Genomic DNA, 13,835 nt, shown 5'->3' on the forward strand with positions numbered 1-13,835 from the left:
CGTCAGCCTTGCACATCCCTCTGCATCAGCCCAGCGGCACCCCCTGGGCCGCCATGAACGGCACCGGATCGATCTGGACCCCGTCGTCCCAGACCTCGAAGTGCAGGTGGCATCCGGTGGCTGCCCCGGTGGCGCCCGACCACCCGATCTGCTGCCCGGTCGCGACGTCCTGGCCGACGGCCACCAGGGTCCCGCCATCGGCGAGATGGGCGTACGCCGTGTCGATCCGACCGTGATCGATGCGGATGTAGTTGCCGTACGTGCCGACGGCCCTCGCGGTGATCACGCGCCCGCTGGTGGCCGCGTAGATCGGGGCCCAGCACCCGGTTCCGAGGTCGGTTCCACGGTGGAACGAGTTCGTGCACCCTCCCGGCGTGCAGATCGGGGGCCTCGGGCCGAAGCCGTCCGTGATCCGACCCTCCGCCGGCTTCGTCCAGGGCGGCGGGCACGCGGTCCCTGCCGCGGCGGCGTCGCTGACGGAAGCCGCGCTGCCGAGGACCACCCGACTTCCGGATCCGAGGGCGTTCATCGCGATCCTGACGATCTCCGGAACGCACGCGGTGCGCGTGAGGAACATCGGGGAGCCGAGCCCCCCTGCCAGCGCAGCACCCGTCAACGCGTCGGGGAAGTTCTCACCGGTCGCGAGGAAGGTGGATGGCGGCGGCGAACCGAAGGTGGCCTCGTTGATCGCGACGGCGGTGTGGTAGCGGTCGACGCCTTCGTGGCGCATCACCGCGAATCCCTCCCCGATCAGCTGCCACTCGATACCCGCACTCACCGACGCGACGCTCCCGGCGATCCGAACCGTTCCGGCCCCGAGCGCTCGCAGTGCCTGGACGGTCTCGGGGCGGAGCCCCGTCGCGAGGCCGTCGACGAGGAGGACCGGAACGCCGCGGGACCCGGCTGCAGCCGATGCCGCAACGGCATCGGGCCAATTCTGGCCGGTCGCGAGAAACACCTCCGTCGCGGTCTCGAATCCGTCCTGCACGATCAATTCCGAGGTGAGGAAGCGGTCCGCTCCGCCGAGGCGCACGACCGCTCCGGCGAGTCCCGTGAGCTGGTCGACGACCGCGGCGGAGATCGACGCCTCGGATCCCGCGACGACGATGCGAGCGGGCGCGAGGCGGACGATCTCATCGAGTACCGATTCCGGGACGGCATCGGGCCAGGTGAGGAGGACCGGGCCTCCGGCTCGAGCCGCCGCCGCCGATGCGGACAGCGCGTCCGGGAATTTCGCCGCCGTCGCCACGTAGACCGTGCCGACCCCAGGTGGGAAGCGCTCGGAGATCAGGACCGAGGTCTCGACGCGGTCGACCCCTCCGATGCGGTGCGCACCCGGCGGGAACGGGGTCGCGCTGCTGAGTGCCATCGGCGAGTCGAGCAGGGATTCGGACGGAACGGCGTCGGAACCGGAGTCGGTCTCCGATGGGGGTGCCTCACTCGACCCGGGCGGCGTCGGGATCGGCGTCGGCGGGTGTGTCGTCGGAACCGGCGTCGCCGGGTCCGGCGCCGCCGGGTCCGGCGTCGGCTCCGACGTCGCGGGAGCCGGCGACGGCGCGGGCGTCGTCGGTCCCGGCGCCGCCGGGCCCGACTCCGGCCGGTCGGGCGTCACCGGCGTCTCCTCGGTCGAGTCGGCCGCGAGCATCCCGACTGCATGTGGCATCAGCTCGGCGGCCGAGGCCGGCTGCCATCCGACGCCGCCGACGAGGAGCGCGACCAGTACTGCTGCCGATGATCCGACGACGGAGCGCATGTGGGACCCCCTCCCGCGCGAGCGCCCTCCCCCGAGTCCCCCGCACTGTTCGCAGTGTAGGGGCGCGTGGCGCCCGGGGCCACCCGCAGCGGCACCGGTTGCCCGCGTGTGCCGTCGCGGCCCTGGGCCGGCCGATGTATGCGCGTCGATGCATCCGGCGTGTCGTACGGTTGCCGGATGCTTCGAGGTCTCGTCTCCCGCGTCTACTGGGCCTGCAGCCGGTGGACGCTCACCGGCGAGTCCGCGCCGACCCGCCCGACCATCCTGATCGGCGCACCGCACACGTCGAACTGGGATTTCGTGCTCATGCTCGGCATCGCCTGGCGTCTCGGGATCGACGTGCGCTGGCTCGGCAAGAAGAGCCTGTTCGCCGGCTGGCGCGGCCCGATCATGCGCGCGCTCGGCGGCATCCCGGTCGACCGGAGCGACCCCGGCCGCGTCGTGGGCGAGGTCGTCGACCGCATCCGGGACGGCGAGGTGTTCGGGCTGGTCGTGACCCCCGACGGCACCCGCGGCTCGAACGAGTACTGGAAGTCGGGGTTCTACCGCATCGCCCGGGAGGCCGGCCTGCCCGTGACCCTGGGCTTCGTCGACCGCACGACCATGACGACCGGGCTCGGCCCGACGATCGACCTCACCGGCGACGTGGTCGCCGACATGGATCGGATCCGCGCGTTCTACGCCGACAAGGCCGGCTTCCGGCCAGAGTTCCGCACCGAGCCCCGACTGCGCGATGAGACCGTCTGGTCGGGCGGCGCGGCGGGCGACGAGTAGCAGCCGCCCGCCGGTCGATCACTCCCCGCTGAAGTCGAGCCGGTCGTCGGCGACGGCGATGACCGACCAGGTGCCGCCGTCGGCGTCGGTGAAGACGTAGGTCGGCACGATCAGCACCGTCCCGTCGGGCTGCCAGTGCGTGCCGACGCCGAGCACCGCCTCGACGATCTCGACGTCGTTCACGGCCCAGGAGACCGCCGTGCCCGGGGCCGGGGGCGCGGGCGCCTCGGTGGGGGGCGTCCAGACCTCGGGAGCGTCGGGTGCGACCGCATCGGATGCCGCACCGTCGGCGGCGGGCGCCTCGACCGCGTCGAGCACGACGGACTCACGGGCGGCGAACGGCATGGCGGTGATCGACGGCCCGAACCGCGGATCCGAGAGCCGCTCGAACGCGGCCTGCTCGCTCACGACGGGATAGTCACCGAGCGGAATCGGCTCGGCGAGCACGCCAGACGCGCTGAACAGCCCGCCCGGGCCCACCTCGACGTACCACGACTGGTCGAGGCGCTGTCCATCGACGAGCGGCCATGCCTGGGCGGAACGCGAGACCGCGCCGTCGTAGGTCTCCGACGTGTATTCGAATGCGTCGGCGTCGCGGCCGGTGGCGGCGATGAGCGTCCGCAGCGCGTCGATCGCCGTCGCCTCGTCGGGGACGGGGCCGTGCGGCTCGCACGACCTGACGTCGGGTTCGGCCGCTCCGCTCTCCCCGACCGAGCCTTCGGGCACGACCGGCATGACCGAGACGCCGCACGCCCACGGACTGAGCGCCGGGTCGCTGAACGAGAAGCTCGCCAACCCGTCGAGCGAGACGTACAGCGTCGGTGCCGACCCGTCCTGCGGGCCGACGAGCCACGCGCCGTTCTGCACCTCCGGCGTCCCGTCGACACCGAGGTGCGCGGCGAGCGCGCCTACGGTGTCGGCCGTCGCCACGCGGGCGTCGTACCCGTAAGCCGCCGCCGTGCCCGACTCCTCCGAGAGGCCGGACGCGCGGAAGGTGTTGCGTCCCATGCCGTACGGCGAGAACCCGGCCATCGACTCCGCCGACATCCGGGCGTCGAACGCCGAACCCTTCGGTGCGACGGCGATCTCCGGTGCGCCGTCCAGCGCGACGGGCGGGAGCGCGGCGCTGTCGACGACCCGTGGGCCTGCAGTCGCCGCGCCGATGCCGTAGCCGAGCGCGCCGACGACGACCGCGACGGCGGCCGCCGCGACCACGGGCATCCAGCGCCGACGGCGACGTCCACGGGCATCGGCGAGGTCGGCGATCGGGGCGGATGCCCCGGCATCCGCCGGTGCGGCGCCGGCCGGGTCGTCGCCGGCCGAGTCCGACTCGACGCCGGTGTCATCGCGCTCGGCCCGCTCGATCACCCGGTCGGCGAATCCGTCGGCTGCCTCGAGTCCTGCGGCCGGGTCGGCGTCGCGCAGGCGCTCGACGGGATCGGCGTCCCGGTCGTGCTGCGCATCGGGCCGGTCCTGTGGTTCGCGCTGGTCGTTCATCTCGTCCGTCCTCGTCCTTCGGCGTCAACTCGTCTGTGTGCCGGGCGCCGCCGATCTTGCAGCGACAGCACGGGCCGCGGGCATCCGATCAGAACGTCAGGCGTTCGCCCCACGCCTCGCGGAGGCGCTTGCGCGCTCGCGAGAGCGCGGCATCCGCCCCGGACCGGGAGATGCCGAGGACGGTGGCGAGCTCGGCACCGTCCAGGCCCTCCCACGCGTGCAGCAGCAGGATGCGCCGGTCGCGTTCGCCGACGCTCGCGAGCGCGCCGCGCAGCTCGTCGTCGAACAGCGCGCTGAGTTCGGGATCGTCGGCGACCCGCCCGCTCTCGGAATCGGGCAGGTGCTCGACGGGCACGTCGCCGAGCTTGCGGCGGTGGTTGGCGAGCACGAACCCGGCGGTCCGGTAGAGCCACGGCAGGACCGCCTCGCGCGGCACGTCGTCGCGCCGGCGCCACGCCGTCGCGAACACGTCGGCGGCGAGGTCCTCGGCGTCCTGCCTGGGACCGCGGCGCGCGAAGTACCTGACCAGCGCGGTCGAGTGCTCGCGCGCGACGAGCGTGAACCAGGCGAGGTCGTCGGGCGAGGCGCCGGGTTCGGCGGACTCATCGGGCATCTGCGCTCCCCTGGTCTCGCCGGCGTCGGCGGCGTCGATGGCGGTCGTCACAACAGGTCTGTGTCGCGACATCCGCGAGTCTTGCACGTGCGTTCGGGTCGCACTGCGGGCGAGCCGGTCCTCCTGCGGTTCGCGCGATCTCAGGCCGCCGACCGGGTGTCTTGCGCGACGACGCAGCCGTGCTCCATCCGGACCACGCGGTCGGCCTCCGCGATCGCCCATTCGTCGTGGGTGACGCACACGACGGCGGCACCGCGGGCCGCCTCCTCCGCCAGGATCCGCCGAGTGCGCTCGACGCTCGCCCGATCGAGTCCGGCGGCCGGTTCGTCGAGCAGCAGGATGCCGGGCCTGCCCACGATGCCCTGCGCGAGGAACGTGCGTTGCCGCTGCCCACCCGAGAGCGCCGTGAGCGGCCGGGCAGCGTGGTCCGACATCCCCACCCGTTCGATGGCCTCGGCGATCGCGTCGCGCACCGTCGCACGGGGCATCCGGTCGGTCGTCGACCAGGTGCCGATCGCCACGACGTCGGCGACCGTCACCGGAAGCGCGTCCGGTGCGATCGGCCGTTGGACGACGAGGGCGAGCGAGCCGTTGCGCTCGATGCTCCCGCGCCTGGGGCGGCGGACTCCGGCGAGCAGTTCGATGAGCGTGGACTTGCCCGAACCGTTCGGCCCGGCGATCGCGACGATCTCGCCGAATCCGACCTCGAGGTCGACGTCGTGGACCGCGTCGGCGTCGCGATAGGCGAAGCAGAGGGAGCGCGCGAGCAGGGCGGGTTCGGGGGTGGAGCCGTTCACAGGCCCATCCTACCAAATTGATAATGGTTCTCACTCTCGCTATGCTCGCTCGACGTGCCCTGGTTGACCGATCCCTTCACCACCGAGTTCTTCGGGCGCGCCCTCCTCGGCGGCGCGCTCGTCGCCGTGATCTGCGGGGTCGTCGGCACGTGGGTCGTCATCCGCGGCATGGCCTTCCTCGGCGAGGCGATCGGGCACGGGATGCTGCCCGGCGTGGCGCTCGCCACCGTGCTCGGCCTTCCCCTGCTGCTCGGCGCCGCCGTCAGCGCCGTCGCGATGAGCACCGCGATCGGCGTCCTGCAGCGGCGCGGTCGCCTCTCGTACGACACGAGCATCGGCCTGCTGTTCGTCGCGATGCTGTCGCTCGGCGTGATCATCGTGTCGCACTCGCGGAGCTTCGCGACGGATGCCACGGCCCTGCTCTTCGGCGACATCCTCGCCATCGACGGCACCGACCTGCTCGTGCTCCTGATCGCGGTCGCCGTGACCATCGGCACCGCGGCATGGTTCCACCGCTCGTTCGTCGCCGCCGCGTTCGACCCGCGGATCGCGACGACCCTGGGCCTGCACCCCGAGCGCGCCCAGGTCGCGCTCGTCGGCCTCGTGACGCTCGCCGTGGTCGCGTCGTTCCAGGCCGTGGGCACGCTGCTCGTCGTGGGACTCCTGCTCGCACCGGCGGTCGCGGCCCGAGCATGGACCGCACGCATCCCGGCGACCATGTCGTTGGCCGCGGCCGTCGGCGTGCTGGCCGTCGGGATCGGCCTGCTCGCCTCCTGGCATCTGGGCACGGCCGCGGGCGCCTCGATCTCGGGCGCGGCCATCCTGCTCGCCGTCGCATCGTCGGCGGGCCGATCGCTCCTCACCGGATCGGTTCGGAGGCGCTCCCCGCACCCGGCCGAGGCGGTCGAAGCGCCGGCCGCCGCGACGAACGCCACCTGACCCCCGTATCGCAGATCCCCTCGATGTCCGCCGCGCTCCTCCGCCCCACCGAGAAAGACCTCATGCATCGCTTCCGTCCACTCATCGCCCTCGTTGCCGCCGTAGCCGTCGTCAACCTCACCGCGTGCGCAACCGACTCCACCCGAGCCGACGGGCCGACCGCGGAGTCGGACCCTGCCGACCACGGCCGGGTCGACGGCGCCCGGGAGGTCGCCGAACCGCAGCTCGCGCTGTTGGCGGTCGACGACGACGGGGCGGCTGCGCTGCTCGACCTGCTCGACGACTCCACGGCCGAGCTCGATGCGATCGGTGCGCCGCTCGCGCTCGCGAGTGACGGCCGCTACGCCTTCGTCACGACCGACGACGGCCTCGAGATCCTCGACAGCGGAAGGTGGTCGTGGGACCACGGCGACCACTTCCACTACTCCCTCGCCGAGCCTCGCACGATCGGCACGCTGCCGGGCGAGGGCGAAGCGACGGTCGCCACCGGATCGCTCTCGACCGCGGGGGCGACCGGCGTCTTCTTCGCGGGCTCGGGCGAGGCGGTCCTCCTCGACAACGCCGCCCTCGCCGACGGTGAGATCGTCGAGCGGTTCCGCCTCGACGGTGACGACGACACCGGCATCGTCGCGCCGCTCGGCGACGGCGCGATCGTGAGCGACCTCGCCGGCGGCCGCCTCGTCTTCCATACGGCCGACGGAGTGCCGACCGACGCGTCCGCCGACTGCGCCGACCCGGCGGGCACGATCGCCACGACGGTCGGCGTCGTCGTCGGATGCGCAGCGGGTGCGGTGCTCGCGAGGTCCGAGGACACCGGCGACGAACCGTCCTTCGAGACGATCCCCTACCCGGCCGAGTTCGGCCCGGTCACCGGCGACGACCGGGCCACCGCGTTCGACGGACGCAGGACCCGGCCGACGGTGGCCGCGATCGCGGGCGCGCGCGGCTTCTGGCTGCTCGACACCCGCGACCGCGGGTGGCAGCTCGTCGAGACGACCTCGCCGCTGGCCCGCGTCACCGCGGTCGACGACGCCGACGGGCACGTCGTCGCCGTCGACCAGGAAGGCCGCGTGCGCGTGTACTCGGCCGAGACCGGGGCCGAACTCGCCGCGACCGAGCCGCTGGTGGATGCCTCCGCGGCATCCGTCTCGCTCGTCGTCGACGGCCAGCGCGCCTACGTCAACGATGCCGCCGGGGGCGTGGTGCTCGAGATCGACTACGCCGACGGTGCCCGCGTCGCCCGCACGCTCGAGACGCCGGCCGCTCCGGTGTTCTTCACGGAGGTGGGCCGATGACTCGCACGAAGCGGGCGAGGCTCGGCGGCGGCGTCGCGCTCGCAGCAACCGTGCTCGCCGTCTCGGCCGCGTGCTCGGCCGGCGGCGCCGACGACACCCCGCAGGTCGTCGTCACCACCAACATCCTCGGCGACATCGTCGAGCAGGTGGTCGGCGACCAGGCCGAGGTCACGACGCTCATGAAGCCGAACGCCGACCCGCACTCGTTCGAGATCTCCGCCAGGGATGCCGCGCTCATGGAGCGCGCCGACCTCGTCGTCTCGAACGGACTCGGCCTCGAGGAGGGCGTGCAGCAGCATGTCGACCGCGCGGTCGACGCCGGCGTCCCGACCTTCGTCGCCGGCGACCGCATCGAGGTGCTCGACTATGCCGACGGCGACGACTCCGGGGCAGCCGACCCGCACTTCTGGACCGATCCGGCACGCGTGGTCGACGTGGTCGAAGCGCTCGAGGCCGAACTCGTCGAGATTCCCGGGGTCGATGCCGAGGCCGTCCGGGCGCAGACCGCCGCGTACCTCGCCGACCTCGAGACCCTCGACGCCGAGATGATCGACGCGTTCGCCGCGATCCCTGCCGAACGTCGCGCGCTGGTGACGAACCACCACGTGTTCGGATACCTCGCCGAGCGCTTCGACTTCGAGGTGATCGGCGCGGTGATCCCCGGCGGCACCACGCTCGCCGCCCCCAGCGCCGCCGACCTGCGCGACCTCGCGTCCGCCATCGAGGCGGCCGGCGTGCCGACGATCTTCGCCGAGTCCTCGCAGCCCGACCGCCTGGTGCAGGTGCTCGCGAGCGAGGCCGGCATCGACGTCGACGTGGTCGGGCTGTTCACCGAATCGCTCACCGCCCCCGGTGAGGGCGCCGACACCTATCTCGACATGATGCGCGCCAACACCGAGCGCATCGCGCAGGGCCTCACCCGGTGAGCGGATGCCTCGGCATCCGCGGTGACCGGATCATCCGCCTCATGAGGAGGCGATCCAAGGAAAGGGAAACCATGCAACGACGAATCCGACTGGCCGCAGCGGCCGCCGTCGTGACCGGCACTGCGCTGGTCGCGACCGCGTGCGCGAGTCCGGCAGGCGGCGGATCCGAGCCGACTGCCGAGCCGAGCGCCTCGGCGACGACGGCCGAGGGCCGTGTCGCCGTCTCCTACGAGGGCGGCGTCGCCGTGCTCGACGGCGAGACGCTCGAGGTGCTCGCCGAGCTGCCGTCCGAGGAGTTCACGCGCGTGAACGACTTCGGCGACGGCCGCACCATCTCCGTCACCACCTCCGAGGGCTTCCAGATGCTCGACACCGCGGAGCCCGCGCTGACCGACATCGTGTTCGAGGCGGCCGGCGCGGGGCACGTCGTGACCCATCACGGGCACACGGTGCTGTTCGACGACGCCACCGGCACGACCACGATCCTCCACAGCGACGCCTTCGCCGACGGCTACGACGAGATGCCCGAGGTCACGACCTACGAGGCCGACTCGCCCCACCACGGCGTGTCGATCGTGCTCGAGGACCACACGCTGGTGACCACGATCGGCACCGAGGAATCGCGGTCCGGCTCTGCCGCGCTGCACGCGCACGACGACCACTGGGACGAGGTCGCCTCGAGCGCCGAGTGCCCCGGCATCCACGGCGAGGGAACCGCGGCCGATGAGGTCGTCGTGTTCGGTTGCGAGAACGGTGCGCTGTTGTTCAAGGACGGCGAGTACGTGAAGCTCGCGGCGCCCGACCCGGTCGGTCGGATGGGCAGCGCGTGGACCTCGGAGGACAGCCCGCTCGTCGTCGGGGACTACCAGAACGACCCCGACGCCGAGGGCTACCTGCTGAACGCCGTCGCGATCATCGACACCGCGGCGGAGACGTTCCAGGTGGTGGACCTCCCCGACGAGGTGCAGTACACCTTCCGTGACGTCGCGCGCGGCCCTGGCGACCTGGCCTACATCCTCTCGGCGGACGGGCGGATCCACGTGCTCGACCCCGAGACGGGCGAACTCACCGAGTCGTTCCCGGTCATCGGCGCCTGGGAGGGGCCGGCCGAGTGGCAGGAGGCGCACCCGGCGATCAAGGTGAACGGCGACATCGCGTACGTCACCGAACCCGCCGCGAACTCGGTGCACGCGGTGGACCTCACGACCGGTGAGATCGTGACGTCGGTCGAGCTCGACCACACCCCCAACGAGATCGCGGTCGCGCTGGGCTGATCGACCGGTTCCGCACGCGCAAGTCGGCGGCCGGCGGATGCCCCTCTGGGCGGTATCCGCCGGTCGTCGCGTGCGGCATCACGCGGGCGTGTCCAGGCACTGGACGTCGTCGATCCAACTCCATCCGGCCTCGTCATCGCCGTAGATCAGTGGAGTCGGCTCGTAACCGACGACGTCGTGCAGGAACTCCCTCCGGGTCCAGTCCGGCTCGACGGCGCCCTCGTCCCTCGCGAACGCGACGGTCACCATCAGGGCGTCGCAATCGGCCTCGGTGAACAACGCCGACTGCCAGCAGCCGTTGAGGTACTTGTCGGGGCATTGATCGGCCATCCGATCGTCCCCGTACCACTCGATCGCCGCCGGGAAGGTGAACAACGTCTCACCGGACTGCCACCGCTCGACGGCGGCCTCCGACTGCGCGAGCATCCGCTCGGAGATGACCTCGGCCACCCGCGCGGCGCCGAGTCCGACCGCGACGAGCAGCAGCGCGAACGCGACGGCGCCGGCCACGATGCCGATCACGACGCCGCGCGACGGTCGACGCCGCCCCGTGCCTGCGGAAGCCCCGGGTCCGCCGCGCCCCTCCGATTCCGCGATCAACGCGACGCGCGCGGATGCCAGGGTGCTGCCCCATGCCTCGGCCTCGGCCCGGCCGGCCGGATCCGGGTATCGGGCGGGATGCCGCGCCCAGAGCTCGGCGCGGAACGCATCGTCGATCTGCTGCGGGGTCGGCCGCACGCCGGGAGGAAGGCGCAGCACTGCGCGCGCGGTGTTCGGGTCCACAGGGTGAGCATATGGGTCAGGACTACGCGGCGTCGCCGACCGCCCGCTCGTATGCCTGCCGCAGCAGTTCGCTCGGTCTCGGGGCGTCGGGATCGGGCCGCGCGACACCGAGATGCCGCTCGCGGAGCTCGTCCATCATCGCGTCGACCAGGGCGGGTCCGCCGTCCCGCAGGAGCTCGGCGCGCACGCGCAACCGCGGGTCGCCCTCGCGGTGCGCGAGCCCCCAGTTTCCCAGCGCCACGAGCACCGGGAGCGTCTGGATGCCGGACTCGGTGAGCGTGTACGCCGCCCGCTGACCGCGACGCGCCTCGGCGCGGACGAGCAGGCCCGCGTCGACGAGCCGGCGGAGGCGCTCGGCGAGGATGTTGCTCGCGATGCCCTCCTCGGAGCCGGCGAGCAGCTCGCGGAAGTGCCGGCGGTCGCCGAACATCATGTCGCGAAGCACCAGCATCGACCACGGGTCTCCGAGGGCTTCGACGGCGCGGTTGATCGCGCATCCGGAGCGGGGCTGGCGTTCCATGCCGTCAGTCTAGTGGTTGCAATTCGCAATCAGTAGCGATACGTTCGCGGCATCCGATCCGAGACCACCGAACACGGAGGAACCATGTCGCAGCAGGTCGTCGTCCAGAACCTCTCCATCTCGCTCGACGGATTCGGCACGGGCGAGGGCATCACGTTCGAGGCTCCGTTCGGCCACGCCGGCGAACGGCTCCACGAATGGATGTTCGCGACCCGGTTCGGCGGCGCGATGTTCGGCACCGGGTCCGGCGGCAGCGGCGTCGACCACGCCTTCGCGACCCTGCACGACGTGGGCGTCGGCGCCGAGATCATGGGCCGCGGCAAGTTCGACTACCGCACCGGTCCCTGGGAGGGGCTCGGCACCGACGACGAATGGCGCGGCTGGTGGGGCGAGAATCCCCCGTTCCACACGCCCGTGTTCGTACTCACGCACCACCCGCGCCCGTCCATCGAGATGGAGGGCGGCACGGTGTTCCACTTCGTCGACGCCCTGCCGGCCGAGGCGCTGGCCCTCGCCCGCGAGGCGGCGGGCGATCTCGACGTGCGGATCGGCGGGGGCCCGTCGATGGTGCGCGACTTCCTCGCGGCAGGACTCGTCGACGTGCTCCACGTGGTGCAGGTGCCGATCCTCCTCGGCCGCGGTGTCCGCCTCTGGGACGGGCTCGAGGGCCTCGAGCAGCAGTACTCGATCGAGGCCGTCGCGTCGCCGAGCGGCGTCGTGCACCTCGTCTTCAGCCGCTGACGCGTCAGCCGCTGAGGCGTTCGCCGCGTCAGCAGTCGGGGCGGCAGCCTCGCTGGTAGAGGGCGTCGACGAGCACCGCGCCGAGGTCTTCCGGCTTCGCGGCGGAGTAGGCGGCACCGCCGGTGGCCGTGGCGATCTGCTGCATGGCGGCCAGGTCGGTGTCGGGTCCGAACCCGACCATGATCACCGGGACCGGCTTGAGCGGGTCGTTCTGCTCGCCGAGCTTGGCGAGCAGGGTCGGCAGGTCCATGCCGTTCTCGTCCTCGTTCTTGCCGTCGGTGATCAGCAGCACGGAGTTGACCATCTCGGGGTCGTACCCCTCGCGCACCCGCTGCACCGCAGCGAGCGTCGTGTCGTACAGCCCCGTCGCGCCGCCGAGGCGCTGGTGCAGCGACCCGACGATCGCGTGGATGTTCGCCAGGTGCGCCCCGTCGGCCAGCGGCGCGATCGGCGCCATGTCCTCGTAGTCGAGGTCGCCGTTGCGAGCCGTCGAGAAGATCCACACGCCGAGTTCGACCTCACCCGAGAACTGGCTCATCGCCCCGCCCGCGGCCTGCTGGAACACGTCGATGCGGCGCAGCCCGTTCGCCGCGGGCTCCTCCATCGACCCCGACACGTCGATCACCGCGAGCATCCGCGAACGCAGCGTCATGATGCCCCACAGCCGCAGGATGTCGAGCTGCGCGGAACCGATCTCCTGGGTCTTGAGCACCGTCTCGAGCGCGGTGTCGGTGTACGGCACCTCAGTGCTGATGCCGGTGATCGCGAGCGAACCCGAACCGTCGGGGCGACGCAGCCCCGCGTCGAGCATCGGCTGCGCGCTCGCGCGCAGCACGCGCTCGAACTCGTCGAGGAGCCAACCGCGGGCCTGCTCGTCCTCGTCGAGCGGCATCGCGACGAGCGGGTACTCGAGGACGACGGTGCCGTCGGACGGGTACTCGGCGACCAGCTGGTCTTCGGGGTTGTCGAGGTTGTGCTCCGCGATCTCGACCTCGCTGAGGATCACCGCCGTCGGGGTCGACGACGTGAGCGACGTCGCGATGGCCGCCTCCGTCGATCCGGGGATCTGCCGGCCCAGCGACATCATGGCGCCGGCGAACTGACGCGGGTCGGCCTCCGACGACACGGACCGGACCGCGTAGAGACCGGCGATGCTGCCGGCCGAGGCCTGCGGGTCCGGCATGATCGTCGGCAACTGCCGATCGCGCACCCTCGCCCAGGTGATCGGCTCAGCCTCGACGGCTTCGGCGTGCTGGCGCGGCACGCCGAGCACGACCGGGGAGACCGCGACCGAGCCGCGGTTGTCGAGCTCCGGAACGGTCTGCCCCATCGACGACGCGAGGGAGGACAGCCGGTTGACCCACACGCCCGATCCGGGGATCCAGGCGTCGCCCTCGAACGTCCGTGCCGCGATCGACGCGACCGCATCCGCCGAGGCCTGCGTGACGACGTCGACCGCGAGGCAGTCGTCGACGTCGGGGTTCTCGGCGAGCCGCTCGGAGATGTCTGCGACCGCGCTGCCGATCGAGGGGTCGACGACGACCACGAGCGGCTCGACGCCCTCGCACGAGTCGCTCGAGGCGACCGCCCCGTCGGACGAGGCGTTGCTGCCGATCCACACGAAGCCGAGCGTTCCGACGACGGCGACGGCGACGCCGCCCGCGATGACGGCGAGGAGCAGACCGCGCCGCGACTTCGGCACGCGGATGCCGGGGCGGGTGCGCTCACGCCGGGTGGGGAGGTACTTCGGCTCGGGTGCGGGGGTGCTGTGCCGTCCCATGTGGACTCCAGGGAGGTCGGGAGCGACGGCGAGCACCATCGCTTCTCGAGAACGCCCCTGGGGGTCGGGGCCGCGTCGAATCATACGGCAGATCGCGGGCTCCCTGCGCCGTTCGTCCACAGGGCCTGCGACGAGGCGCCCAG

General features: G+C 72.3%; 13 protein-coding genes. 6 read left to right on the forward strand and 7 right to left on the reverse strand.

Annotated features, from left to right (window positions below; all coding sequences use genetic code 11):
- Positions 1-25 precede the first annotated feature (25 nt).
- Positions 26-1,753: a cell wall-binding repeat-containing protein gene (locus tag ELQ40_RS12210; RefSeq protein WP_127793927.1), complete on the reverse strand. Its 1,728-nt coding sequence runs from the start codon at positions 1,751-1,753 to the stop codon at positions 26-28.
- A gap of 177 nt (positions 1,754-1,930) precedes the next feature.
- Between ELQ40_RS12210 and ELQ40_RS12215 the strand changes: the two genes are divergently transcribed.
- Positions 1,931-2,527, forward strand: coding sequence for a 1-acyl-sn-glycerol-3-phosphate acyltransferase (locus ELQ40_RS12215; protein ID WP_127793928.1), 597 nt, complete (start codon positions 1,931-1,933; stop codon positions 2,525-2,527).
- An 18-nt stretch (positions 2,528-2,545) separates the two neighbouring features.
- On the opposite strand, the gene ELQ40_RS12220 is transcribed toward ELQ40_RS12215, so the two are convergent.
- From ELQ40_RS12220 to ELQ40_RS12230, 3 genes are all read right to left on the reverse strand, one after another.
- Positions 2,546-4,024, reverse strand: a complete 1,479-nt coding sequence (locus ELQ40_RS12220; RefSeq protein ID WP_127793929.1) for a hypothetical protein — start codon at positions 4,022-4,024, stop codon at positions 2,546-2,548.
- Positions 4,025-4,112: 88 nt separating this feature from the next.
- On the reverse strand, positions 4,113-4,688 hold the full coding sequence (locus ELQ40_RS12225) for an RNA polymerase sigma factor (RefSeq protein WP_240665785.1): 576 nt from the start codon (positions 4,686-4,688) through the stop codon (positions 4,113-4,115).
- A gap of 89 nt (positions 4,689-4,777) precedes the next feature.
- Positions 4,778-5,434, reverse strand: coding sequence for a metal ABC transporter ATP-binding protein (locus tag ELQ40_RS12230; RefSeq protein WP_127793930.1), 657 nt, complete (start codon positions 5,432-5,434; stop codon positions 4,778-4,780).
- A 54-nt stretch (positions 5,435-5,488) separates the two neighbouring features.
- Between ELQ40_RS12230 and aztB the strand changes: the two genes are divergently transcribed.
- From aztB to aztD, 4 genes are all read left to right on the forward strand, one after another.
- Positions 5,489-6,373: a zinc ABC transporter permease AztB gene (aztB, locus tag ELQ40_RS12235; protein WP_127793931.1), complete on the forward strand. Its 885-nt coding sequence runs from the start codon at positions 5,489-5,491 to the stop codon at positions 6,371-6,373.
- 62 nt (positions 6,374-6,435) lie between these two features.
- Positions 6,436-7,668 carry an ABC transporter gene (locus ELQ40_RS12240; RefSeq protein ID WP_127793932.1) on the forward strand — a complete coding sequence of 411 codons (1,233 nt, stop codon included), beginning with the start codon at positions 6,436-6,438 and terminating at the stop codon, positions 7,666-7,668.
- Positions 7,665-8,594 (forward strand): zinc ABC transporter substrate-binding protein AztC, encoded by a 930-nt coding sequence (gene aztC, locus ELQ40_RS12245; protein ID WP_127793933.1) that lies wholly within the window; start codon positions 7,665-7,667, stop codon positions 8,592-8,594. Before ELQ40_RS12240 ends, aztC begins: the two co-directional genes overlap by 4 nt.
- A gap of 71 nt (positions 8,595-8,665) precedes the next feature.
- Entirely contained in the window at positions 8,666-9,868 is a 1,203-nt protein-coding gene (gene aztD / locus ELQ40_RS12250; protein WP_127793934.1) for a zinc metallochaperone AztD, read from the forward strand.
- 78 nt (positions 9,869-9,946) lie between these two features.
- Here the strand turns inward: aztD and ELQ40_RS12255 are convergent, their stop codons facing one another.
- Complete coding sequence (locus ELQ40_RS12255; protein WP_127793935.1) at positions 9,947-10,651, reverse strand: hypothetical protein; 705 nt, start codon at positions 10,649-10,651, stop codon at positions 9,947-9,949.
- Positions 10,652-10,673: 22 nt separating this feature from the next.
- Complete coding sequence (locus tag ELQ40_RS12260; RefSeq protein WP_127793936.1) at positions 10,674-11,171, reverse strand: helix-turn-helix domain-containing protein; 498 nt, start codon at positions 11,169-11,171, stop codon at positions 10,674-10,676.
- 84 nt (positions 11,172-11,255) lie between these two features.
- Here ELQ40_RS12260 and ELQ40_RS12265 point away from each other — a divergent pair, with 84 nt between their 5' ends.
- Positions 11,256-11,912, forward strand: coding sequence for a dihydrofolate reductase family protein (locus tag ELQ40_RS12265; protein WP_127793937.1), 657 nt, complete (start codon positions 11,256-11,258; stop codon positions 11,910-11,912).
- 28 nt (positions 11,913-11,940) lie between these two features.
- Here the strand turns inward: ELQ40_RS12265 and ELQ40_RS12270 are convergent, their stop codons facing one another.
- Positions 11,941-13,692 (reverse strand): substrate-binding domain-containing protein, encoded by a 1,752-nt coding sequence (locus ELQ40_RS12270; protein WP_164863574.1) that lies wholly within the window; start codon positions 13,690-13,692, stop codon positions 11,941-11,943.
- Positions 13,693-13,835: the final 143 nt, after the last annotated feature.

The organism is Agromyces sp. LHK192 (assembly GCF_004006235.1).
Classification (GTDB): domain Bacteria; phylum Actinomycetota; class Actinomycetes; order Actinomycetales; family Microbacteriaceae; genus Agromyces.

Coding starts and splice junctions, on each gene's coding strand:
- ELQ40_RS12210 (WP_127793927.1), bottom strand. CDS start 1,753: ATGCGCTCCGTCGTCGGATCATCGGCAGCAGTACTGGTCGCGCTCCTC.
- ELQ40_RS12215 (WP_127793928.1), top strand. CDS start 1,931: ATGCTTCGAGGTCTCGTCTCCCGCGTCTACTGGGCCTGCAGCCGGTGG.
- ELQ40_RS12220 (WP_127793929.1), bottom strand. CDS start 4,024: ATGAACGACCAGCGCGAACCACAGGACCGGCCCGATGCGCAGCACGAC.
- ELQ40_RS12240 (WP_127793932.1), top strand. CDS start 6,436: ATGCATCGCTTCCGTCCACTCATCGCCCTCGTTGCCGCCGTAGCCGTC.
- aztC (WP_127793933.1), top strand. CDS start 7,665: ATGACTCGCACGAAGCGGGCGAGGCTCGGCGGCGGCGTCGCGCTCGCA.
- aztD (WP_127793934.1), top strand. CDS start 8,666: ATGCAACGACGAATCCGACTGGCCGCAGCGGCCGCCGTCGTGACCGGC.
- ELQ40_RS12260 (WP_127793936.1), bottom strand. CDS start 11,171: ATGGAACGCCAGCCCCGCTCCGGATGCGCGATCAACCGCGCCGTCGAA.
- ELQ40_RS12265 (WP_127793937.1), top strand. CDS start 11,256: ATGTCGCAGCAGGTCGTCGTCCAGAACCTCTCCATCTCGCTCGACGGA.
- ELQ40_RS12270 (WP_164863574.1), bottom strand. CDS start 13,692: ATGGGACGGCACAGCACCCCCGCACCCGAGCCGAAGTACCTCCCCACC.